Source organism: Pediococcus siamensis (assembly GCF_047220215.1).
In the GTDB taxonomy this organism is placed as follows: domain Bacteria; phylum Bacillota; class Bacilli; order Lactobacillales; family Lactobacillaceae; genus Pediococcus; species Pediococcus siamensis.
Genome location: NZ_CP178376.1, coordinates 1 through 21,699 on the forward strand (window position 1 = coordinate 1; position 21,699 = coordinate 21,699).

The window sequence follows — 21,699 nt, forward strand, 5'->3', positions numbered from 1 at the left end:
ATGTCTAATGAGTTAGTTAAGTATGATCCTGAGTTGAATACTATTCCCTTGAGAAAATTTACCCCAATTGAGATGAATTTATTTTTTTCAATTGTTTCCCGCATGCGGGATCAAGGGAATAAAACTGTTCGTTTCTCTTTTGACCAGTTAAAAGAGCTTAGTAACTATAAACCAACCGCAAATAAACGTTTTATTGATGATATTGAAAATACATACCAAAAGATCCTCAGCCTTAGGTTTGGCCGTAGAAGTAAGAGTGGCTTAAATCGTGAATTTTTTGTTATGTTTACTGAATTTGAAATTAAAGGTGAAGCTGAAGAACCTTATGTTGATATTCAGATTTATCCCAAAGCATTGCACTTGCTAAACGATTTAGAAAGTTGGGTTCGTTATGCCCTAACAGAATTTAGAAATTTAAAAAGCAGTTACGCTAAAACAATGTTTCGTCTAATTAAGCAATTTCGAACTACTGGCTATTCTTATTTCTCTAAAGAAGATTTTTTTGAATTGCTTGATATACCTAAAAGTTATTGGAATAGTCCTTCAAATGTTGACAAAAAGGTTATTAAGCCAATTAGAGAAGAATTAACCCCGCTTTTTAGAGGGCTAACGATTAGAAAAAAATATGGTAAAGGCAGAGGAAAACCAGTTATCGGTTATTCTTTTACTTGGAAACCTGAAAGAAAGGACGCAAATGATTTTTCTCAAGGCAAATTTCAAGATGAGCGTCAAAAACTCTTTAACATTCAGCACAATGATGAATTATCAGATAAAGAAAAGTGGCGTGCAATTGACAAAGTTAAATGCTTGCCTTTAGGAACAACTGAAAAACAGGTACTGGCTGAAAAACAAGCTGAACATGATCAAAAAATAAGAGATCAAGCAAGACAAGAAGCACTTGCTGAACTCCGAAAGGGGTTTGGAAATCATGCCTAAAACCATTAGAGAGCTTGCTGATGAATTTGGTGTATCAAAACAAGCCATTAGAAAAAAACTAGATACAAACTTCAGAGCAAACTATGTGCAAACCGTGACTAGGAACGGGGTACAAACTCTAGTTGTTATCAATTCAGGCTATTTACTATTAAAACAACATTTCATTGGTGGAAACTACCAGAAACCAGAAGGAGTAACATTTACTAGTAAAACCGGTAATAGGCATCAAAATACAATAGAATTACTCAACCAACAATTAGCAATCAAAGATAGTCAAATTAAAGAAAAAGATGCACAATTAAAATCAATGCACAAATTATTAGATCAATCACAACAATTGCAACTAATGGCTGAGAAAAAAATTGAAGCATTTAAGTCAACTACTCTTAAAAAAGATAACCTTACTCCCTCCAGTTCAGTAAACAACAATAATACCTCAAACACCAAAAATGCTTGGTGGCATTTTTGGTAATAATTTTATTCTTGTTACCAAGTAATCAATGCATGGTACTCTCAGAATATCCCCGGCACTGGATCAAACGGCTAAATAACTAGTAGCGGATCTCGTTAAATGTTTTTAATTCATGATTACCAATCAATTATTCACAGTGTCAGGAAAGCCAGTATACTGGTGAAGTGATTGGAATAACTTTATTGGCGGCGAAAACCAAACATTTTAATTTATTTGCTTAAGCGAATAAATTAAAGCAGTATTCGTATTTTCATGTTCGCAAACTTGGTCTAAGAGCCACCGACTAAGTTTTTAGATGGTGAGTTGAATAACAGTGTATCGTCCTTTTTTACCTGAATCATTTGTTTTCTTGTTCTTTAAGTGTATATTTTATATATAAGTTCACGGCGATGACGTTCGCCTTTAAATATTCGTAAGGATTGATGACGTCTGTTTATTCACTAAAAAAGTGTGAATAAACAGACGTCATTTTTTCGTTCTTAAGAAAGGAAGTATTGGTATGAAAATTTACATTGAAAAAGCTCTAGCTCGTGAAATCTTTGACTCTCGTGGCAATCCAACAGTTGAGGCCGATGTTATCCTATCAGATGGTACGCTCGGCCACGCGGAGGTACCATCTGTTGCATCGACCGGCGAAAAAGAAGCCGTCGAGTTGCGCGACGGCGGCGCCCGGCTTCAAGGCAAAGGCGTCTCAAAGGCCGTGGCCAACGTCAATACCGAGATCAACAAGGCTTTACACGGCGCTGACCCGGGCACTGATATTTGCGCGGCCACTTATTATTTTGCAGAAAACAGGTGTCTACTATGACTGAAAAAAATACTCTAGACGGCCTCACCCAGGCCGAAGCTGACCGGCGACTGGCCCGCGATGGCTTCAACGAAGTGGCCGAAACCCCCTTCAACTTTGCCACGGCCATTATCACCCGCCTGTGGGAGCCTAGCGCGTGGATACTCGAAGCGGCGCTGATCATTGAAATCGTGTTAGGCAAGGGCATCCAATCCGGGTTCATCGTGCTAATGTTGCTCTTTGCTGCGGTCAATGGCGCGATTCAATCTCACCGCGCCAACACAGTCTTACGCAGTCTATCACATGACTTATCGCCGACCGCCGCGGTCAGCCGCGATGGCAAGTGGAAACAGGTGTCAGCCAAGCACTTAGTCGTTGATGACCTCATCAGCCTACGCCAAGGGGACATTATCCCTGCCGATGTGCGCCTGTTGACGGACATACTGGAAGTCAACGAAAGCAGTATCACAGGCGAAGCCAAGGCCGTCAACCGCACCCCTGGTGATACAGCCTATGCCGGCACCGAAGTCCTCTCCGGCAATGCCTTAGCGATCGTCACCGCCACCGGTGCTAATAGCCGCAGCGGAAAAACGATCAGCCTGATCAACCAAAGCTCGGCGCCGGGGCATTTGCAGAAGCTCTTGGGCAAAATCATCGGCTATCTAGCTGCACTCGATGCGGTGTTGGCCGTGCTATTGATCATCGTGGCCATTGTCCGCCACGAAGACTTGGTCGCCATGCTGCCGTTTCTGGCAATGCTGTTCATCGCAACGATTCCGATTGCTATGCCATCTAGTTTTGCCGTTGCTAACTCGGTCGAAGCCAAGGTTTTGAGCACCAAGCACGTCTTGGTTTCCGATCTCACCGGTATTCAAGAAGCCGCCAATATGAATGTGCTACTCGTGGATAAAACCGGTACAATCACCGCCAATAAGCCCTCTGTGGTCGCGTTCTACAACTGGTCGACGCTCCCAGACGCCGACGTGATCCAGCTGGCGATCAGTGCAGCAGATACGCGCAATGCCAGCGTGATTGACGCGGCGTTATTCAACTATGCTCAAGCACAGAACATTAAGGCCTGGCCTCAGCATAAATTCACGCCGTTCACCTCCGGTATTGGTTACTCCCAAGCCACTGTGGTCACCGACAGCGCCACTGTCAACGTGAAAGTCGGCGCATTGAAAAAGTTGGCGGCGGTGGCCACCAACCACCCAGACCTATCGGCGGTCGACTACGCCGAAGGACGTACGGCAGCCGTGGTCGTTGATTCACAACTAATAGGCTTGTTCGTACTCCAGGACCAACCTCGGGCAGATTCCGCAACTGCCATCAAGGCTCTGCAGGCACGCGGCGTCAAAGTAATCATGCTGACTGGCGATAACCAAAAAACTGCCGCCGCGATTGCCCAAGCAGTTGGGCTAAACGGTGAGGTGCGCTCGTACACCGAGGTTAATGTCGGGACCAAAATTGCAGACCTCGCAGGCATCGCCGACGTGACCCCAGAAGACAAATTGGCGATGGCCAAGTGTCTACAAGGTGAAGGCTATGTTGTTGGTATGACCGGCGACGGGGTCAACGACGCACCCGCCTTGAAACAAGCCGACGTTGGTATAGCCGTGGACAGTGCCGTTGATCTCGCCAAGCGCTCAGCGCGCATGGTTTTGCTAACAGACGGCCTGACGCCGATCATCGAGATCCTAGATGCCGGCCACCGCGTCTATCAACGCATGATGACCTGGACGATCACCAAGCTTTCACGCACCGCGGAGCTGACACTCCTGCTGACATTAGGTTATCTGATTCTCCACTTCATTCCACTAACCTTAAACGCGATGATCCTGGTCGCGATCCTGAATGATTGTGTGACCCTTGTGCTCGGCACTGACCGCACGACGATCACCCACCAGCCAGAAAGCTGGAACCTGCCCAAACTTAGCAAGATTGCTGGCATCTTGGCCATAGGCTGGTCAGCGGTCGGCTACGGTTGGCTGACTTGGTTGCAACGGCTTGGTCTAACGACTGGACAAGTCAGCACCGGCCTTTACGTCTATCTGATTTTTAGCGCAATGCTGACGATCCTGATGACCCGCACTCAAAAGCCGTTTTGGGCTGGCAGACCCAGTCGTGCCGTGGCAATAGCAATCAGCGGCAACTGTGCATTGACACTGGTTCTGGCACTTAACGGCTGGGGGATCGCCGCACTCAGCCCATCCTTGATTGGATTAGCAATCGTGATCACTTTATTAACGGGCATTGTGCTGACATCTATTCGATTGGCTGCACATATCTAGCTTATTTCCCCGATAGTGTTAATCTCAACTGATTATCATTTAATTTGAGATTTAATAAACACAAAAGTAACTGGGAAGAATCTTTCCGGCTACTTTTTGTTTAGAAATAAATTAAGAAAAGAGGATTTTAAGGTAAATGGATGAAATAAGAATCGCTTTATTCGGATTTGTGGGAGGCCTATTGAGATATATGGTTATCGGTTACTTTATCAATCACAGTACAGTACTAGGTACACTTATCATTAATTTAATTGGTTGTTTTGGTCTGGGATTAGTGAATCATTTTTTAGCGTTACAAGAGAGAATCCCTGCTACTATCACTTTAGCCATTGGAACGGGACTTATCGGTGCCTTTACAACTTTCTCAACATTTACCTATGATATTTTCAATTTAATTCAACAAGGTCATTATTTAGATGCGTTTTCCTACTTGTTAAGTAGCATTATTTTAGGACTTGTTATGTCCTATTTAGGTGTTGTTCTGGGAGACAATTTAAGAAAGAAGGTTTAATTCTGAAATGGGAACGCTACTTTTTGTGGGTATAGGAGCCGCGCTTGGTTCTGTTAGTAGATATGATATAACTAAATTCATTGGTGCTCGAATTATTCCTAACTTTCCCTTGGCAACCTTAACTATTAATCTTGTAGGGGCCTTTTGTTTAGGAATTATTGTTAGATACTTACTTCACGATTCTGCTTGGTATTTGTTTTTAGGAACTGGATTTTGTGGCGGATTTACTACCTTTTCTACCATGATTAATGAAATTATAGAATTTTCTTTAGCTAAGAATATACATGTTGCCTTAGTTTATTTATCTTTCAGCCTTCTAGGTGGTATCCTGTTATTTTTCGGTGGCTTCTTCATTTGATGTTTTGTTTTGGGCCTTGATATACTGCAAAAGAAGTATTACCTACTTTAGTAACTGAATAGAGAACCGCCAAGTTACAATCCCACAAGCAATTTTAGGGTCTATAATTAACAAATGCCCCCTCGAAAACGTTGAAAGAATAACCCCTAATATCTATAATGTAGATATTAGGGGTTATTTATTTTTATATACCAGAAATAGCTTCTTTTATTCGTTATTTTTTCGATACCTTTTAGCACGATTTTGACCAGGAAATAAACGATCATGCGATCCGACTCGAATGCCAATTAAGACTAGTTCATCTTTATCAATCGTATAAACCACCAGAACATCGTTAGTTTCGCTTGGTATTTTGTTTTTCGGGGTATCTCGTAAGTGAAATTCATTATACCCGCTCATTCGCCGATTAAGTTCATGATCCTCAAATTCTGGTGGTAATTGTTGTTGCTCAAGCAACAGGTCAATGGCTGCTCGAACTTCATCAATAATAGATTTGTCTAAACTGGCTAACCGTTTTAGATCAGCATTAAAGGTTGCACGTGGTTTAAATCTTAGTTTTTTCATTATTTAAACTGACCCCAATAATCATCATCTGATTCAACAATTTCATCGTCAGGTAAAACATGGCGTTTAATTAACTGATCACGTGCAATTGCATATTCTAACGAACCTTCTTTAGCTTTTAATGCTCTTTCTAGCCAGTCCATTTTTTCTTGTGAAACGATGGCTACTGCGCGACTATTTGAACGAGCAATATAAACGGTTTCGTCTTCGTCATTAACTTGATCTAAATATTTTTTTAGGTTAGCGCGAAAATCGCTCTGTGTTAGTGCTAATGTCATATTTACCACCCTTTCATTGTACTTAATATTGTACTTTAATTTGTACTAAAAATCAATTTTTTAAGGAGCTAAAACTATGCAACAAGTTGTCTTACCCATCAAAGATTCAAACGTTCTCAAAGAGGTGCAAGATACCTTACTCAACAACTTTAAAGCTGGCCGGCGTAACTATACAGTTTTTCAAGTTGGCAAAGCGACACTGTTGCGAGTCAGTGATGTCATGCGCTTAAAACAAACCGATATTTTTAATCCGGACGGTTCTATTAAACAAAATGCGTTTATTCATGACCGAAAAACTGGTAAACCGAATACCTTGTACCTTAAACCTGTTCAAGCAGAGCTCTTATTGTACCGTCAATGGCTGCTTGATCATAAGCTGGATTCTGAATGGCTCTTTCCGTCCATTCAACACCCAGAACGGCATATTACGGAAAAACAGTTCTATAAAATCATGAGCAAAGTCGGCGATCTTTTAAGCATTAATTATCTAGGTACTCATACGATGCGCAAAACTGGGGCTTATCGCGTTTATACGCAATCCAATTACAATATTGGCTTAGTCATGCACTTATTAAATCATTCAAGTGAAGCCATGACTTTAGCTTATTTAGGCTTAGACCAAGCCAGTACCGAAACTATGTTAGATCAAATTAATTTTGGTTAGTTTTCTTTGGATTTTTAGTTGTTGCCGAAGGCAACTTCTGAGACATATTTTAAGCACAAAACCTCCACTAATTTTTAGTGGAGTGTAAGTGCGCATTGACCTCGTTTCACTCGGTCTGCTTATTCTCCTGAATTTACTTTTAGTGTATGCCTTCCGCTTCGCTATTTCAACTTTTATACTTCGACTTAACGTTTCCTATATGATATAGTTTAGGTGATTATTTCTAATATGATTGGAGGGATCGTTGTGTATAAAAGTAACTTAGAAAAACAAGAAGCTAAATTAAAAGCCCTTAATCAAAAAATTAAGGACGAAAAAAATAAGATTGAACAACGGCTAGGTAAACAAATCATCAGTCAAGCCAATTTAGATTATGCTAATTTGTCTAACGATCAGATTAAGCTTTTAGCTAAGCAATTTTCTGAATTTTTAAAGGTAGAGCCCGTAGATCATTAGCCATACGAGATGGGGAAATTCCATGTCTAATCAATATGAAAAACTAGTCGAGCAGCAAGCACGTTTAAAGCAAAAAATTGAACAAGAAGATTTTAAATTACGGCAATCTAAATACTATGAAAACCGCCAAGCCCGTAAAGCCCGTTCTCGCCGACTAATTCAAAAAGGAGCCTTACTCGAAAAATACTTTCAGGCTGATAACTTATCAGTCGAACAAACCGAATAGCTTTTAAAAACATTTACCGATTACGTTAATTCCCATAAGCCGAATAAGCTCAAAAACGATCAGCCTAGTAACTAGGCCGATCGTTTTTATTTTCTGAATCATTCATGGGATTTCTAATTTTTAAATCTGGATTATTTTTAACAAAGTCATTTAGTTGCTTTTAAATGGCGGATTCAAAGGTAATTTTTGGATTTATCCAAAGAAAGTTACGCAAATTATTTTTGATCACCTGGTCATGATCTCGTCTGTAAACTGACACAAATTTTTGGCTATTATCATAGATCACGACATTATCAGTTTTGAATGCGACTGCTGGTAAATAACGTTTTTCAACAACTTCATCTGGTACACCGTGCCCACCTTTTTGACCCGTTCATGAACCCGATTAATTGCTACTTTTTTGTTTTTTAACGCCACGTATAAAAGCGTGACCTCAAACTCATTTTGGTGAGCCCGCTCGATTAAATTTAATTGTGCCTTTCCTTGCCCAGATAAGGTTGTTTCAACATGAATACTCTGCCCAGTATTTAAAGCCGCGTGGAGTTGTTTTATTTCTTCGCGCATTGCCCTAAAGTTATCACGATTTTTATGCCAATCGCCACCCATTTTTTGGGAGGATTTCATCGGTATTTAATCGTTTGGAGTGAGTAAATAATTCGGGTCTCGCGCGATATAAAGTGCTTTTACCAGCGCCTCTTATCCCAGCCACGATGATGTATCTCTTTGGCTCACTCATGTTAAATCACGAAATGCTTGTCATTGATAATTTGCTCTTGGCGTTTATCTAAGAGGTAAGTGTGTAACGCGTCAAACAGCTTGCGTTTATCAGGATCTGGGTTATGGGCTGCTTGTTCCCAAATGCCTTGAATATCAACGGCCCAGGGGGCAGCCAGCAATTGCTCTATTTTTTCGACTTCTTTGCTTGGTTTGATCATTTAAAAGGCTCCCTTCACTTTCACTTAGTTCAGTCATCACCTATTCAACCACTTAAGGCGCCTATTTTTGCTTCTAAGCGATTTTAAAGCAGTTTTAATATAATTATGCACTGCAACACTTAAAACGGCTTAAATGAGCTTATACGGCGTTCAATTCCAATAACGCTCATTGTCAGTGTTCTGTTCTTCGGGGTGTTTAGCCGCATATTCTCTAGCCGCTTGTTTATTCCACCAAATCCCAAATAGGTTTTGCATAGTGCCGTATAAGTAGTTCTCCACGTTCTTGATATGCTTCTCATTGCTTCTTAGGGCGTTAAAGTAGCGTCTTAAGGCTTTAGTCATCAAAGGTTTTAGTTCTTCGTCGTCAAGCGGGATTATGACGCCAATATCTTGATGATCCTTTTCAACTCGGTATTTAGCATTTAAGATAATGCCAATGAAGCGCCGCATTTGTTGTGGGGTACGGCACCAAAAACTAAGTAGTTGCACAGCTTCTGGTTCTAAGAAAACCGGTAAGCCACTGTCTTCATCAGTTAAGAAGTCATTAGCATGATTTATGAGATCCTGGTTTTGTTTTTGAATCTCTGCTGGTGAGAAATGGGCTGTGGAAAAGTCCAACTTTTGAGTATCTATATTGTATCTATTAGTATCTATGTTTTTAGAGTCTTTATATAGATTGCTTTCGATTTTCGAAATTCCGCTCGTAGCAAGGGATTGAGAGCTATTGTCAACGAAGTCATGCGGACTTTCGATTTTCGAAATTCCGCTCGTAGCAAGGGATTCAACGAAGTCATGCGGACTTTCGATTTTCGAAATTCCGCTCGTAGCAAGGGATTTCGGCGTTTCTTGTCCATATTCACCCCTTAAATAGACATCAGTAGCTTTCACATCGAGCTTGGAAAGGTATAAACGATTCGGTTCATTCTTTTTCGTTTTAGGATTAAATCCCATTTGAATTTGTTTTAATAGATTGGCTGTTTGTAATTCTTTTTTTATTTTAACGGCTTTTTCAGTAGCGCAGTTAAATAAGTCTTGTAGTTCTTGAACGGTAAAAATAAAGTAAACATGATTATCTTCATCAACCCAATGATTACGCAAAGAATACTCTAGCCGGTCTTTCAGTACCATATAAGCCAATTTAGCATCACTGCTTAAATGTTTATATTGCTCGCCATACATTAATATCTTAGGGAACTGGAAAAATAAGGCTCCATATACGTTATCTGCTTCATAGTAATTAAAATTTGTTGATTTTGTCATAATAAAAACTCCCTTTCTTGACTGACGCACGCTGTCTCAAAAGAGAGTTGCTAAAACATTCGACTTGCATTACAATACAAATCTGATATGCTCTAACTGAATTACAAAGCGAACATTGGTCGTGATCGGCTTTGTAATTTACCAGCATGTGTCTGTTTGTGAGTTGCCCAGTCGGCAACTTTTTTAATTTCTAACAACAAAAATGGACTAAATAGCTTCGGTTAGCTACTTAGTCCATTGGATTTAATTTGTTTTTAATTATCCCTCACTTGTCCTTACGGACTGGTTTGCGGTATAATTAACCTACAAATTAAGAACAATGTTCAGTCGATTTTTTCCGGCAAGTCAAAGTCGACTGAATCTAAGTAGCTCGCTATTAGCTACTTGCTAAACCTAAAATCCCCGATTCCTCGTGAATCGGGGATTTTTCTGTTTAGCTTGATCTCTTTATTCGGTTGTTAAATTAGTCATAGTCTAGCATAGTGCTTACCTACCGGCAACTTTATTCTGTCTTGTATACTTTATCAGCCCCCATCGGTCCGTTGAGCCCGTTGATCAGATACAAGGTCTTCGTATCAATTGTTGCTATCAACTATTTGTGATTTCATCATTTTCCCCGCTCAATTATTCTTGAAAGTCTCTATAAGCATTTTCTATTATGGTATCTAATAAGGTTGATCTTGATTTTGCGTTCAACTGATTAACCATTTCATCTAAACGATCAATATTCTTTTGTTGAATTGAGAAGCTTGTCTTTACTTTTCGTTCCCAATTCAATTTTTCGTTAAGTGCATCTTTTTGCTGAATGTCTCTAGCCACTTGGTAATCGTTGTTGGTACTTGAAAACTTTTCAAATTTGTTTGCCATAAGTTAATCATTCCCCTGTTTTTGGATTTCTGAAAACACGTCACTTAATAGTTTGAGAAATGGCTCTTGTTCATGCAACTTGTCATTCTGGGTTGCATATTCTAGTATGCCCTCCTTTGCAAGCATACTAGCGTTAACTAATTCCTTTTCTGGGATAACCCCAATGACATTGTCTATATGTTTGAGTGCTGATAAAAATTCGTGAGAAGAATTAGTATTGTGTTTGATTCGATTGCCTAAAAAGAATACGTTGGCAGTAATATATGATTTACCACTAACTGGATCAACAACTTCATCTTGTAAAGTTCCCACACTTTGCAATACTTTTGTATGACTTTCATACCCAAATCGACTTGGTTCCATTGGAGAAATGATTTTATCGGCTACAGCTACACCATTTTTGCTTAACAGGTTCCAAGCTGGTGGCAAGTCGATAATTATGTAGTCATATTTTTGATTCAGTTCTTGCGCATTTTTAACAAACCACATAAATAATAGCAATTCTCTATTTGGTTTTGAGGCTAAACGATCTGCTACTTCTTCCAGGTTGCTAGTTGATGGAATTATCGCGATATTATCCTGAACTTGTGTCTCAATTAACCCGGAGCTTGGTTTTTCTAGGACATCTGCAATGGTTGGCTTTGCACTGAAATTAAAATGTTCATTTTCAAAAGTGCCCGTCAAACTCTTCTGTGCGTCCAAATCGATCATCAAAACTTTTTGATCTTGTGTTTGTAAAAATTTGGCGAACTGAAATGCCATTGTGGTTTTACCAACGCCACCTTTGATAGCCATAAAACTGATTACTTGCATAACACACTTTCCTCCTCACATATAAAGATAAAGGTAACACTTAACGAATACCTTGTTCTCCTACATAATACGACTTTAAGAACACAAAATCAAGATAAAAGTAGTACTAATGGAATACATAAAACGCATAAAGGTATTTATTTGGTGGTATAAATAGGTTTCAACAATTAGTCATACCTATTATCTGTTAACATTAAATTTCTTTCGATACCTTATAAAGGTTGTCCGTTTAATTCCTGTACTACGGGCAACATCGACATCACTCATGCCTGCCTCGTAAAGCTTAAAAGCATGTTGCAAGCGGGGATCGTCTTGGGTGTATTGGGGTTTGCGCCCATGATATTTACCCTGCTGCTTAGCTAAGGCAATCCCTTGCTGCTGGCGCTCAATGATCCGCTTACGCTCACTTTCAGCCTGGTACTTATACAGTTCAATAATGAGGTTGGTCATCAATTGGCGTAAGTTAGGATCAGCGATCCCTGTCATGGACGGCAAATTCAACACATCTAGGGTGGCACCCTTATTTTGAATGGAGTTCATGATCTTAGTTAAATCCTGATTGTTTCTGCCTAAGCGATCTAATTCAGTGACCAGGATAATATCACCCTCACGAATATAGGCCAGCATTTTTTGCAGTTCTGGTCGATTAGTGTTAGCCCCACTTAATTTATCCGTAAATAATTTATCAACGTCTTTTAAAGCCGCTAACTGTCGATCTAAATGTTGCTCCTTGGAACTCACACGCGCATAACCGATTTTAGCCATTTCCAATTCTCCTTTTGGACAGTTCTAATGAACACTTGTAATTCCTAGTATAGCACAGAAATAAAAAAGACCAATAGGGTATACCCTAGTGGCCTTTTTTATTTTTTATTCCTTTTAGTATTGGTTGTAAATTTCAAAAATCTATAAGAAGCTGTTTGAGGTCTCTATTGACGAGCAAGCAGGATCCCTATAAAGGCCATAGCAACCATGACTTTACTGGTATTTAACTTGCGTTCGCAATTGAACCAAAGCCGTCGCCAGTTGGTTAACCAACTGAAACTACGTTCCACGACCCAGCGCTGTGGCGTTACTTGACCGTTCTTCAGATCACTTTGTTTGGCGATAATGACATCTGCACCAATGATTGCATGGACCGACTGGGCGAAGTTGTCGCCTGTATAGCCACCATCGGCCATCACTCGCTGAACAAGATCAAACTGCTCTTCATTTAACGCGAGTAAAGCGATCGCACCGTCCCGTTCGGAGACCATTAATATCAACGGCAAGGTGGCGTTTAATCCCACTGATTTTCTTGCCGCCATCATACCCTTTATTTTGGGGTGTTGCCGTATTTTTGACGCTTTGCGCATCAAGAATTACGAACGACGTTCGTACCGATCGTCCCATTCGTAATCGCTCTCGAGCGACAATTTTTTTAAAAGCAGGTCAATCAGGGAATATTCCGAATTAGCTAATGGTTTTGACCACATGGCAAAGTAAGTGTAAACGGTTTGCCATTTCGGAAAATCATGCGGCAACTGACGCCATTGAGCGCCCGTACGAAGCTCGTAAAGCACTGCATTGAAGACATCAAATAGGTCCACCCTTCGAGGACATGTACGCTTGCGAAACGTCTCAAGGTCAACGCGAATCAATTCAAATTGGTCACGAGTGATATTGCTTGGATAATCAGTCATAATGAAGTCCTTTTTTTTACATATTTTACCGGAAATTCAAGCGTCTTTCAAAGACCTCAAACAGTTTCTGATGGGTGATGATGGCATGATTCCGGCATTGTTGAAGATCACGTCTAAACCGCCAAAATCAGCCTGTGCCTTAGCAACCAGTTTCTTCAAATCATCTGGCTTGGTAACGTCAGTCACGGAATAGCTGGCAAACCCGCCGGCATCCGTAATTTCCTTAACGAGGCTCTGCAGCCGTTCCTCACGCCGAGCACCTAAAACGACTTTGGCACCGTTCTGTGCGAGTAATTTGGCGGCCGGTGGCTTCGATTACTTCAGAGCAACCCCGCAAGGTCAATCTGCGTCACGAAGCGATAAATGGCGTAACTACTTGCAACCTGTTCTAACGCTCCACATGACAGGCGTTACTTCCTATTCTCTTCGATCCAAAACTTCAACGCACGATTAACAATGGCCATTTCAGCTGGTGAAAAAGCCGCTTCGACTTTGGCTTGTTGATTATCAATGTAACTTTCCACATGCTGTTTCAACCCCACAGCCTTTTGCGTTAAGATCACCTGCTTCTGCCGGGCGTCGCTGGCTGCCGATTGACGCACCACGAAACCCTTACGCTCCATACGTTGCAGCAGGACCGTTGCCGTGGAACGTTGAATGTTAAATTCTGCCTCAATATCGCGCTGGAGAACAACGTCGTTTGACCGGCGTCCCAGAAAATCAATCATCGACATTTGGACCCCCGTCAGGCCGTATTGCCTGGCGTAGGCGTCCATTGCCTTGTCCTGGTCATTGGCTGCGCGCTTAATTAATACACCAAAATTAGATGCCATGTTTTTACCTAGTTTCCTCTAATTTTCTGTTTGGCCTGTTGTCTTGCGGACTGAGCGGATCAACGACACGAGTGACACGACCATAACGATCGTTAGGACCAGCAGTGCGTGCTGCGTCCCAACAGCGGTTAAATGTGCCTGTGTGCCGTGGCCGGATTGACTGGCCGCCACAATGGCGGAAACAATCGACGTCCCAGTGGCGCCGGCAAACTGCTGCAGGGTGTTTAAAACCGCGTTCCCATCGCTTTGCTGCTGACTGCTCAATTCCGCTAACCCGCTTGTCATGATATTGCCAAAGCCTAATCCGATACCAAACATATAGCACAAATATACACTGATAATGACGATATTGCTCATATTTTGCGCCAAACTAGTGAAAACGATCAGGGAAATCAATACCAATCCGCAACCAAATAAAATTGGTTTTCGGGCACCGAAGTTATCGAGAATCCGGCCACTGATCGGTGCCAGGGCAGCCCCCAAGGCAGCGCCTGGTAAAACGACCAGCCCGGCAATCGTGGAGGTTGAGCCGTTGACCAGCTGAATGTAGTTTGGCAACAGGAACGACATCCCTAACGATATCAACTGTAATAGGAAGAATGATAAGACGTGGCCGCTGAATCTGCCGGTTGTCATAACGCGCAGATCGATAACGGGTTGGGCAATGTGCATTGACCGGTACACCAAACCGACCAGTCCAATGACACCGATGAGCAGTGCGCCACCAATGTCCAGACTTAGAAAGCTGGCACTGCCGATGTTACTGAAGCCCACGATCAAGCCAATAAACGTGACCATGATCAGCAATACACTGAGAACGTCCAACCGTACTTTACGAATCTGACTCTTTTGTTCAATCGTCATGATGCCGATAACCAGTGAGATGATTAATAACGGCCACAGAATGATGAAGACAAAGCGCCAGCCAAGATAGTTGGCAACGATGCCGCCAAAGGTTGGCCCAATCGCTGGTGCAACTGCGGTAATGAGGGTCCCGACCCCCATCATGAGCCCCCGTTTACTAATGGGTACCTGTTCCAAAATAATGTTAAACATCAGTGGCAGAGCAATCCCGGTCCCAAACCCCTGAACGATGCGCCCGAATAATAACAATGTAAAGGCCGGGGCCGTTGCATCGATCAGAACGCCAGCCATAAACAGCAGATTAGCCGTTATAAACAGCGATTTCGTTTTGAACCGCCGCTTGAACGTAGCTGACAGCGGCACGATGATGGCCACGGTCAACAGATAGCCAGTCGTCATCCACTGTACGGTGCTGGTAGTGACGTTGAATTGTTTCATTAACGTGGGAAAAGTGACGTTCATCGACGTTTCCACAATGACCCCGCAAAACGACATCAGCCCGGTAGCAATCACCGCGGCAATGACTTTTGGGTCAATTTTTTGAGTTGTTTTTGTTTCTTGCATAATTCACACTCCTGTTTTCGTTAGCAATCTAACGAATTATAGCGTAACGCGATTGTTGAAAGATGTCAAAGACTTGTTTTCATTATTTTGGTTTGACGGACCCGCTTTCAGAATCTTATTATCCGAGCGATAACAATCCTTGCATTCAGTCTGGTGATTCGGTAGGAGTGAAACCCATGAGAAAGCACGTCATTTTAGAAGCAGCAGAAACCCACGAACGTCTTTACTTAACCAGTAAGAACGTTCGCAACACCCCGGAAAGACTGGAACTGCGCAAGTATTCACCAAAGTTGCGCCGACCAGTCGTTTTCCGCGAAATCAGCCGTTAAGGAGGCCGTTATTATGGAAAAAACTGATTTAGCCAGCGCTTACCGTCATTTAAAGAGCAGAACGCCAAAACGCGGGACCGCGCAAAGAAGACCATTAAAGATATTAAGCGTCAACAAGCAAACACCAAGTAGGAGGTTTTGATCATGGCCGTACCAGCAAGACGGACGTCAAAGACTAAAAAACGGTCGCGACGTGCAAACCAGAAATTGACCGCGCCCGCTATTCATTGGGACCCGAAAGCCCAAGAGTACACCCTGAGCCACCACGTGTCAGCCGAAGGGCACTATAATGGTCGCAAAGTATTGTAATTTCACTCGAACCACCTGATTCGAAGCCCAAAAGGCCTAGAATCTGGTGGTTTTTCAGACTGTGCACAACGGATTTCTACTAATTGCCTATTCAAATTTAGTCAATAGTCGTTTTATAATGAAAGATATCGACATTTGAAAGAAGGAACTGCTGTGGCAATCGTAAGTGTCATTTTCGGTCAGACGATGATTATGTTCTTGATCATGCTGATCGGTTTTCTGTGCTTCCGAGTTGGGTTGATTGACGACACTGGGAGCCAACAGATCTCAAACGTAGTTATCTACATATCTAATCCAGCGCTGCTGCTGAATTCATTCATCGGCGAACTTTTCTGGCTCTTTGTCAACTGGTATTGGTAGAGAGTTTTGAAACGTATTTGACTTTATGTCAGATGCGTTTTTGTTTACTCTCGAATCAGGGCGATCCGGTTAAAGAAGTTGGTCAGATTCCGGAAGCCGTATCCATTTCGTTTTAGTGTCTTGATTTTACGATTAATACCTTCAATGGGACCATTTGAATAGGAAAAACGACAACTGTTGATCACGGCTTGGTAGTTTTTCTTAAGGGAGGTCATGGCCGTGTCCATGGCTGAATGTTTTGGCTGGTAGTTATTGAGGAGCGTTCCAAGATTTTGGACGCGGTGACCGCGAATATCGGCCATCAGGTCTTGATAGCTCTGGTAGGCACTGGCGAGACGTGGATCCGCGGAGAGTGCTAAGTCCACTGCGTTCTGTTGGGTCATATATTCATTGATGCCCCGTAGGAAGACGGGCTGACTAGTGTTCAGGTCATTCTGATCCTTATGGAGCAGTTTCCACTGGGACTTCAAGGCCTTATAAAGGCGCGATTTATGGTCCTCAATGGTGTACAGAACACGCAGTCGTTCTGCGTCTAATGCACGTCCGACCAACTGAATGATATGAAACCGATCGATGACTGACTCAGCGTTGGGGAATAAACGATGGATGAACTGGCAATATTGGGCATTCAGGTCGACGACGACGCTCTTAACGCGTTTTCGCTCAGTCAAGGAATAACGACTCTCAAAATAGTCGATGATGTCTTTGGACAGTCGGCCTGGCAAGGTCACTACTAGCCGATGGGAATCGTCGTCGCAACAGATGAATGACATGTAATGACCAGTAGATCGAAACTCATCAAAGCACATGTTCTCCGGCAACTCTTTTAAGCGATAAGGCTGGTGTACTTCCGCGTTGATAATGCGTGCCACGCTGGTATTTGAGATGCCGGTTAACGCGGCGATCGTTGTCCCGGCCAATGACTGCTTGGCCAGCTTGATGGTCTGTTGGGCGACCCCAGGGGTCAGGGTGTAATTGAACGTCAGATTATTGGACTGTGCTCCACAGGTCCTGCCGCAGGCATGACACAGATAGCGCTGCTTATGAACTCGCAGTTGGATAGGGCTGCCATTGATCGAAGTCAGTTTAGCATTGACCGTTCGTTTGCCATTCAGAATCAAGTTCTGACTGTGACAATGCGGACAGTGCGACAGCGGATAAGAAAGGGTCGCTTCAATGATTTGAGTAACGACACCCCGCTTTCTTTCAGAATAAATATCAACAACATGTAGATTAGTATCTGTTAATTTGACCAGTTTTAGGATAGAATCATTATCTAGGGACACTATGTTTTCCTCACTTTCGATTGATTTGTGGTGATTTAATCGTAACATGTAAGGACATAGCGTCCTTTTATGATGGAATAAGACAATAAAAAACTGGCATTGGCGTGATCACCAATACCAGAAATTTTACAGCCCTTTTTTTGTTTGTTTCCTTATCCATTCAATGCCTTCCAATGAAATTAATTTAACTGTGCCGGTTTCCATTAAGTATTTTTCGGGCTAGTTGGGTAATAATTACTGGCCTGATAGTCATTAATCTGTTCCTGCTTATATTGGTCAAACTGCATTGTCTGTTGTTTCAAACGGGTTTGCACGGCTTCGATTTTTTTGTGATCCACCTTATTGTCTTGCCCACATTCACCAAGAAATAGTTGCCGGGTACCGTCATGTTTTAAGACCCGTTGTAACCGATGATCCTGAATATCTTTTAATTCAATTTTACCTAACAGGTAATTCAAACCAGCTTGGTGTTGCTGACTAGTAAAGATTGCTGGTGGTTGCTGTTGTAATTGACTAAGCTTATTGGCGCTTAATGGCTTTAATTCTGGGTCATAGTAAACCACAGCGGTATAGATTTGCTCTTTGTCAATTGTGTCTAGCTTATCAAGGTCACTGTCCGGAAAAGCAGTCGTTAGAATGCTGTTGTATTGGGTTTGTACCACGGCTTTAACTTCCCGAATGACCCGTAAATCTTTCACCGCTTTTGAAATCAGTTCGAGTTCATTAGGTTGATAAGCGGCTAGTATGCCCCGATCAGTATGCTTCAAATCGTCTAACTGGTGACCATGTTTGGCTAGTACCGTGGTTAATTGCTTCTCAATCGTCTGGGCTTGCTGATTAACTAACTGCCAGCTGGTATATGGGCGTTTGGTAAACGTCAATAATTGTTGGGTTAATAAGTCATTTCGAATATCCGCTAACCGTTCAGTCAATTCACTATCTTTAAAAATCGTTTGTTCGCTATTAGTTTCTTTAATTAGTTCCCGCCGTTCAGCGGCCGTCGTCCGTTCAAAATCAAGTTCCGGATATAATTTTTTAGTTGCTAGGTCCACCACTTTATTTAACAACTGATTAGCTTGTGCTAGTGATGTGGTTTGCTGGTCAATCGTGAGTAATTTCTTGGTCACATCTTCGCCAATCGCATGTTTAATTAATAAGCTGTTTTTCCAATTAAACAGCATGCGTTGCTTGTCATCTAAGTTTTCTAAATCGACATAAGTTTTCAGTTGTTGACTTAGGTGGCTAATCGTGTGCTTTTCGGAAAATGATAACTCGTCAGTTAATGCGTCAAAATGTTCATGATTTCGGATCTTTTCGTTAATATTATGATACTTAGCTTGAGTGCTTCTTTGTGCTCTAACTTGTTGATTAAACACTTTTCTATTTTGTCTCTGACTATTAATCCCTTCATGTTGGGTAGGTGTCTCTTGAATTCCTTGATCGACAAATGATTTTTCGCTAATTCGATCGGGAATATTTTTTTGTGCTAAAGACTGATTAACACTTGTTGCCCAATTATGCCGCCACTCATTAATTTTTTCCTTTTTATCCCAATCAACTAACCAAATTTTTCTTTGTTTTGGGAACCCACTTTTAGTTAGAGGTTGCTTTCCATTTTCATCTTTAATGTACTGCGTTTTTGCCTTTAATCCCCAAGTACCATCGGGGTTAAAGGGACGATTAGTTAACATCACATGAGCATGCGGATTATCCGGGTGATCACGATGAATTGCTACGTCAGCTACCATACCTTGATCGACAAAATTATCTTGCACGTATTTAGTTAATAATTCTTTCTGTTCTGATTCACTTAGAACCTGTCTAGTATCTTTTAAGAACTATCTTCAGGAAGGCCAATACAACCATTTGAAGACTGCTGTTAAGGGCACGTTCACAGTTTTTCCAAAGTCGCCGACATTTGTCTAGCCAACTCCATGAACGTTCAACGATCCATCGTTGCGGTAACACCGTGAACATATGCAACTCGTTGCGTTTAGCTACCGTCGTCTTAGCATTCAAAATGAGCTTCACCTGATCCGCAAAGTCATTGCCAGTGTAGCCACCATCAACCATGACATGCTGAACCAGCTCCAAATTTTGGCTAGCCAAACTAAACAGAGCCAATGCACCTGAACGATCTGATGCATTAGCTCGTGTCACGAGAATGGCTTGTGGTAAACCATTAATATCAACCGCCATATGACGCATAATCCCTGAAATCTTTTTGCCGCCATCGTAGCCACTATTTTTCGTTAAATCAGTGGTTTTAACACTTTGAGCATCAACAATCACAAACTACGTTCGGGCCGATCGGCCCTGTGCAAAGCGATAGGAAGCAACAGTTTTTTTAAAAGCCTTTCTAATAGCGAATCAGCTGTCGGGTCTGGTTTATCTCGCCACATATCGTAATAGCGGTAGACAGTGTGCCATTCCGGGAAATCGTGCGGTAATTCACGCCATTGACACCCTGTAGTAAGCGAGTAAAGGATGGCATTGAATACGTCATAAAGATCATAACGACGCGGTCTTGTATGCTTGCGGAAGTTTTCTAAATCAGGTTGTATTAACGCAAATTGCGCTCGAGAAATATTGCTTGGATAATTTGGCATGACAAACTCCTCAGTCGGTTTTCCACAATTCTACCAGATTCAGCAGATACTAGACAGGTTCTAACTGTTCAAAATCAAGTGGTTCTGGTCCGATATCTGCGGCCAAGATCGGTAATTTATCATCTACTTGAAATTGATTAAAGCGTTTGAAGACATGTTTGTCAGCCGCGGGTAAAAGGGAATGAACAAAAATATTAGCTAGTTGCGCTAACAATAAGAGACCCGAATTGTCAAATTAAGTTAGAAATTTTTTAACTGTTCATCTGTAATCTGACTGATGAATGCTTCCAGAGGTGTCTGGTAACCCAAACTTTTTCGTGGGATGTGGTTTCGTCGACTGGCAACTGCTTGAACAAATCCATCTGATAGCTGGTCCATAATAAGATTGTGACGTAAACCATCTTTACGCAGCAGACCATTGGTGTTCTCATTTAAACCACGTTGATTGGGTGCTCCGACAGCGGCAAAGTAAATATTTAAATCAAATTGGTTAGCAATGGTTCGCCAACCGGCGAACTCCTTACCATTGTCAAACGTAATTGACTTAAATAGGTGTCGTGGCAGCTTCGAAAGCCATCCTGCTAAACTACGATTGACATCGTGTGCCGACTTGGTATGCGAATTCAGCACAATTGCGACCTTAGTTTGTCGTTCAACCAGCGTGGTTACCGCACCCTGATGGTTTTTACCTTGAACCGTGTCACCTTCTAAATGGCCGAATTCTTGATTAAAATTAGGATAGTCCTGATAACGATTCTTTAAATCCCTGCCCAATTGACCCGCTTTCCCACGGCGTTCAATGTAACCATTAGGGTGCCGTTTGCCGTGCATCGGTAAATCTTTGGTCGACAACCCCAAAACACCGCGTTTGAAAAGGCGGTAAAGGGTTCGAACCCCACAGCTGAAAGCCCGTTCTTGGCGATTAATAATGGTATCTGGTTGCCAACCAGCTTGAGTTTTGGCTTGAATATAGGCCAGTTCATCAGGGCGTAGTTGAATTGGTTTACGCCCACAATGTTGTTTATGCTTTCGATAGTGGCATTGGTAATCAATAATCGTACCGCCAGCGTCAAGAAACCGATAAATACGATACACAGTTTCAGCACTCCGATGGAACGCTGGGGCCACTAGATAAGCCTTTTTACCGAGTTTCCAAAAAGAATAAATTGTGGCAAGTTCGTCTATGGTAAGATGAGTATAGGTCATTTGTGATCAGCCTTTCTTTTGATTTTGACACTCAAAAGTCTATCACAAATGGCTTTTTAAATTTCTAACTTAATTTTACAAACCGGAAGAATAAAAAAACGTTGTCGCTTGATTATTTGAAGTAAATAAGTTAATAATGGTGTATGTACGCGGATCTTCCTTTCTTCTGGAAATTCTTGTTGGTGGTACACCAAGGATAACAGAAAAATAGATCCAGGTGTTTTTTCTTTACACAAGAT

At 41.9% G+C, this 21,699-nt stretch carries 23 protein-coding genes, 6 pseudogenes and 1 riboswitch; of the genes and pseudogenes, 12 read left to right on the forward strand and 17 right to left on the reverse strand.

Annotation, left to right across the window (positions count from 1 at the left end; genetic code table 11):
- The 6 genes and pseudogenes from ACLJJ6_RS10785 to ACLJJ6_RS10810 all read left to right on the forward strand — a co-directional run bounded on the left by ACLJJ6_RS10785 (window position 1) and on the right by ACLJJ6_RS10810 (window position 5,355).
- Window positions 1-936 (forward strand): replication initiation protein, encoded by a 936-nt coding sequence (locus tag ACLJJ6_RS10785; protein ID WP_027821372.1) that lies wholly within the window; start codon window positions 1-3, stop codon window positions 934-936.
- Window positions 929-1,408, forward strand: a complete 480-nt coding sequence (locus tag ACLJJ6_RS10790; protein WP_056969885.1) for a hypothetical protein — start codon at window positions 929-931, stop codon at window positions 1,406-1,408. The genes ACLJJ6_RS10785 and ACLJJ6_RS10790 overlap by 8 nt, the downstream gene beginning before the upstream one ends.
- Before the next feature lie 376 nt (window positions 1,409-1,784).
- Window positions 1,785-1,847: riboswitch (Fluoride riboswitch) on the forward strand.
- A gap of 60 nt (window positions 1,848-1,907) precedes the next feature.
- Window positions 1,908-2,159: pseudogene (locus tag ACLJJ6_RS10795) on the forward strand (phosphopyruvate hydratase); the annotation flags it as partial.
- Window positions 2,160-2,212: 53 nt separating this feature from the next.
- Window positions 2,213-4,486 (forward strand): HAD-IC family P-type ATPase, encoded by a 2,274-nt coding sequence (locus ACLJJ6_RS10800; protein ID WP_260210008.1) that lies wholly within the window; start codon window positions 2,213-2,215, stop codon window positions 4,484-4,486.
- 136 nt (window positions 4,487-4,622) lie between these two features.
- Window positions 4,623-4,997, forward strand: a complete 375-nt coding sequence (crcB, locus tag ACLJJ6_RS10805; protein WP_139571219.1) for a fluoride efflux transporter CrcB — start codon at window positions 4,623-4,625, stop codon at window positions 4,995-4,997.
- A gap of 7 nt (window positions 4,998-5,004) precedes the next feature.
- Window positions 5,005-5,355: a fluoride efflux transporter FluC gene (locus ACLJJ6_RS10810; RefSeq protein WP_412990493.1), complete on the forward strand. Its 351-nt coding sequence runs from the start codon at window positions 5,005-5,007 to the stop codon at window positions 5,353-5,355.
- Between the two features lie 207 nt (window positions 5,356-5,562).
- Here ACLJJ6_RS10810 and ACLJJ6_RS10815 read toward each other — a convergent pair whose 3' ends face one another.
- Complete coding sequence (locus ACLJJ6_RS10815) at window positions 5,563-5,919, reverse strand: type II toxin-antitoxin system YafQ family toxin (RefSeq protein ID WP_063696877.1); 357 nt, start codon at window positions 5,917-5,919, stop codon at window positions 5,563-5,565.
- Window positions 5,919-6,197, reverse strand: coding sequence for a type II toxin-antitoxin system Phd/YefM family antitoxin (locus ACLJJ6_RS10820; protein WP_003586674.1), 279 nt, complete (start codon window positions 6,195-6,197; stop codon window positions 5,919-5,921). Before ACLJJ6_RS10820 ends, ACLJJ6_RS10815 begins: the two co-directional genes overlap by 1 nt.
- Window positions 6,198-6,273: 76 nt before the next feature.
- On the opposite strand from ACLJJ6_RS10820, the gene ACLJJ6_RS10825 reads away from it, so the two are divergent.
- The 3 genes and pseudogenes from ACLJJ6_RS10825 (at window position 6,274) to ACLJJ6_RS10835 (ending at window position 7,618) form a co-directional block, all read left to right on the forward strand.
- Complete coding sequence (locus ACLJJ6_RS10825; protein ID WP_412990495.1) at window positions 6,274-6,861, forward strand: site-specific integrase; 588 nt, start codon at window positions 6,274-6,276, stop codon at window positions 6,859-6,861.
- Window positions 6,862-7,089: 228 nt separating this feature from the next.
- Entirely contained in the window at window positions 7,090-7,317 is a 228-nt protein-coding gene (locus ACLJJ6_RS10830; RefSeq protein WP_412990504.1) for a hypothetical protein, read from the forward strand.
- Window positions 7,318-7,339: 22 nt separating this feature from the next.
- A pseudogene (locus ACLJJ6_RS10835) lies at window positions 7,340-7,618 on the forward strand (hypothetical protein).
- Here ACLJJ6_RS10835 and ACLJJ6_RS10840 read toward each other — a convergent pair.
- The 10 genes and pseudogenes from ACLJJ6_RS10840 to ACLJJ6_RS10885 all read right to left on the reverse strand — a co-directional run bounded on the left by ACLJJ6_RS10840 (window position 7,608) and on the right by ACLJJ6_RS10885 (window position 15,361).
- Window positions 7,608-8,279 (reverse strand): annotated as a pseudogene (locus ACLJJ6_RS10840) (AAA family ATPase). The pseudogenes ACLJJ6_RS10835 and ACLJJ6_RS10840 sit on opposite strands and share 11 nt — an antisense overlap.
- A 1-nt stretch (window position 8,280) precedes the next feature.
- Window positions 8,281-8,478 carry a hypothetical protein gene (locus tag ACLJJ6_RS10845; RefSeq protein WP_412990496.1) on the reverse strand — a complete coding sequence of 66 codons (198 nt, stop codon included), beginning with the start codon at window positions 8,476-8,478 and terminating at the stop codon, window positions 8,281-8,283.
- A 150-nt stretch (window positions 8,479-8,628) separates the two neighbouring features.
- Window positions 8,629-9,738 (reverse strand): replication initiator protein A, encoded by a 1,110-nt coding sequence (locus ACLJJ6_RS10850; protein ID WP_412990497.1) that lies wholly within the window; start codon window positions 9,736-9,738, stop codon window positions 8,629-8,631.
- A 624-nt stretch (window positions 9,739-10,362) separates the two neighbouring features.
- On the reverse strand, window positions 10,363-10,605 hold the full coding sequence (locus ACLJJ6_RS10855) for a hypothetical protein (RefSeq protein WP_003590746.1): 243 nt from the start codon (window positions 10,603-10,605) through the stop codon (window positions 10,363-10,365).
- A 3-nt stretch (window positions 10,606-10,608) separates the two neighbouring features.
- Entirely contained in the window at window positions 10,609-11,418 is an 810-nt protein-coding gene (locus ACLJJ6_RS10860) for a ParA family protein (protein WP_054751014.1), read from the reverse strand.
- Between the two features lie 180 nt (window positions 11,419-11,598).
- The gene (locus ACLJJ6_RS10865) at window positions 11,599-12,183 is read right to left on the reverse strand and encodes a recombinase family protein (RefSeq protein ID WP_056969881.1); all 585 of its coding nucleotides are present in this window, start codon (window positions 12,181-12,183) and stop codon (window positions 11,599-11,601) included.
- 164 nt (window positions 12,184-12,347) lie between these two features.
- Window positions 12,348-13,100, reverse strand: a pseudogene (locus tag ACLJJ6_RS10870) (IS5 family transposase).
- A 69-nt stretch (window positions 13,101-13,169) separates the two neighbouring features.
- A pseudogene (locus ACLJJ6_RS10875) lies at window positions 13,170-13,400 on the reverse strand (SDR family oxidoreductase); the annotation flags it as partial.
- Window positions 13,401-13,510: 110 nt separating this feature from the next.
- On the reverse strand, window positions 13,511-13,828 hold the full coding sequence (locus tag ACLJJ6_RS10880) for a MarR family winged helix-turn-helix transcriptional regulator (protein ID WP_412990499.1): 318 nt from the start codon (window positions 13,826-13,828) through the stop codon (window positions 13,511-13,513).
- A 123-nt stretch (window positions 13,829-13,951) separates the two neighbouring features.
- Window positions 13,952-15,361 (reverse strand): DHA2 family efflux MFS transporter permease subunit, encoded by a 1,410-nt coding sequence (locus ACLJJ6_RS10885; RefSeq protein ID WP_412990500.1) that lies wholly within the window; start codon window positions 15,359-15,361, stop codon window positions 13,952-13,954.
- A 176-nt stretch (window positions 15,362-15,537) separates the two neighbouring features.
- Between ACLJJ6_RS10885 and rpmG the strand changes: the two genes are divergently transcribed.
- Genes rpmG through rpmF form a run of 3 tightly spaced genes read left to right on the forward strand, consistent with a single transcriptional unit; the run spans window position 15,538 to window position 15,999 of the window.
- Window positions 15,538-15,690 (forward strand): 50S ribosomal protein L33, encoded by a 153-nt coding sequence (gene rpmG, locus ACLJJ6_RS10890; RefSeq protein ID WP_054761001.1) that lies wholly within the window; start codon window positions 15,538-15,540, stop codon window positions 15,688-15,690.
- A gap of 13 nt (window positions 15,691-15,703) precedes the next feature.
- The gene (locus ACLJJ6_RS10895; protein WP_412990501.1) at window positions 15,704-15,832 is read left to right on the forward strand and encodes a hypothetical protein; all 129 of its coding nucleotides are present in this window, start codon (window positions 15,704-15,706) and stop codon (window positions 15,830-15,832) included.
- Window positions 15,833-15,834: 2 nt separating this feature from the next.
- Window positions 15,835-15,999: a 50S ribosomal protein L32 gene (gene rpmF / locus ACLJJ6_RS10900; RefSeq protein WP_412990502.1), complete on the forward strand. Its 165-nt coding sequence runs from the start codon at window positions 15,835-15,837 to the stop codon at window positions 15,997-15,999.
- 404 nt (window positions 16,000-16,403) lie between these two features.
- On the opposite strand, the gene ACLJJ6_RS10905 is transcribed toward rpmF, so the two are convergent.
- The 5 genes and pseudogenes from ACLJJ6_RS10905 to ACLJJ6_RS10925 form a co-directional block, all read right to left on the reverse strand.
- Entirely contained in the window at window positions 16,404-17,645 is a 1,242-nt protein-coding gene (locus tag ACLJJ6_RS10905) for an ISL3 family transposase (protein ID WP_412990503.1), read from the reverse strand.
- 129 nt (window positions 17,646-17,774) lie between these two features.
- A pseudogene (locus tag ACLJJ6_RS10910) lies at window positions 17,775-19,459 on the reverse strand (MobA/MobL family protein); the annotation flags it as partial.
- A 7-nt stretch (window positions 19,460-19,466) separates the two neighbouring features.
- Window positions 19,467-20,254 (reverse strand): IS5 family transposase gene (locus tag ACLJJ6_RS10915; protein ID WP_412990480.1). Its coding sequence is split into 2 segments (ribosomal slippage): window positions 19,467-19,942 and window positions 19,942-20,254, totalling 789 coding nucleotides; the frame shifts between segments, so codons are not numbered across the junction.
- A 49-nt stretch (window positions 20,255-20,303) separates the two neighbouring features.
- A complete protein-coding gene (locus tag ACLJJ6_RS10920; RefSeq protein ID WP_412990481.1) occupies window positions 20,304-20,468 on the reverse strand; it encodes a hypothetical protein in 165 nt (54 codons plus the stop codon).
- Window positions 20,469-20,494: 26 nt separating this feature from the next.
- Window positions 20,495-21,460 carry an IS30 family transposase gene (locus ACLJJ6_RS10925; protein ID WP_412990482.1) on the reverse strand — a complete coding sequence of 322 codons (966 nt, stop codon included), beginning with the start codon at window positions 21,458-21,460 and terminating at the stop codon, window positions 20,495-20,497.
- Window positions 21,461-21,699: the final 239 nt, after the last annotated feature.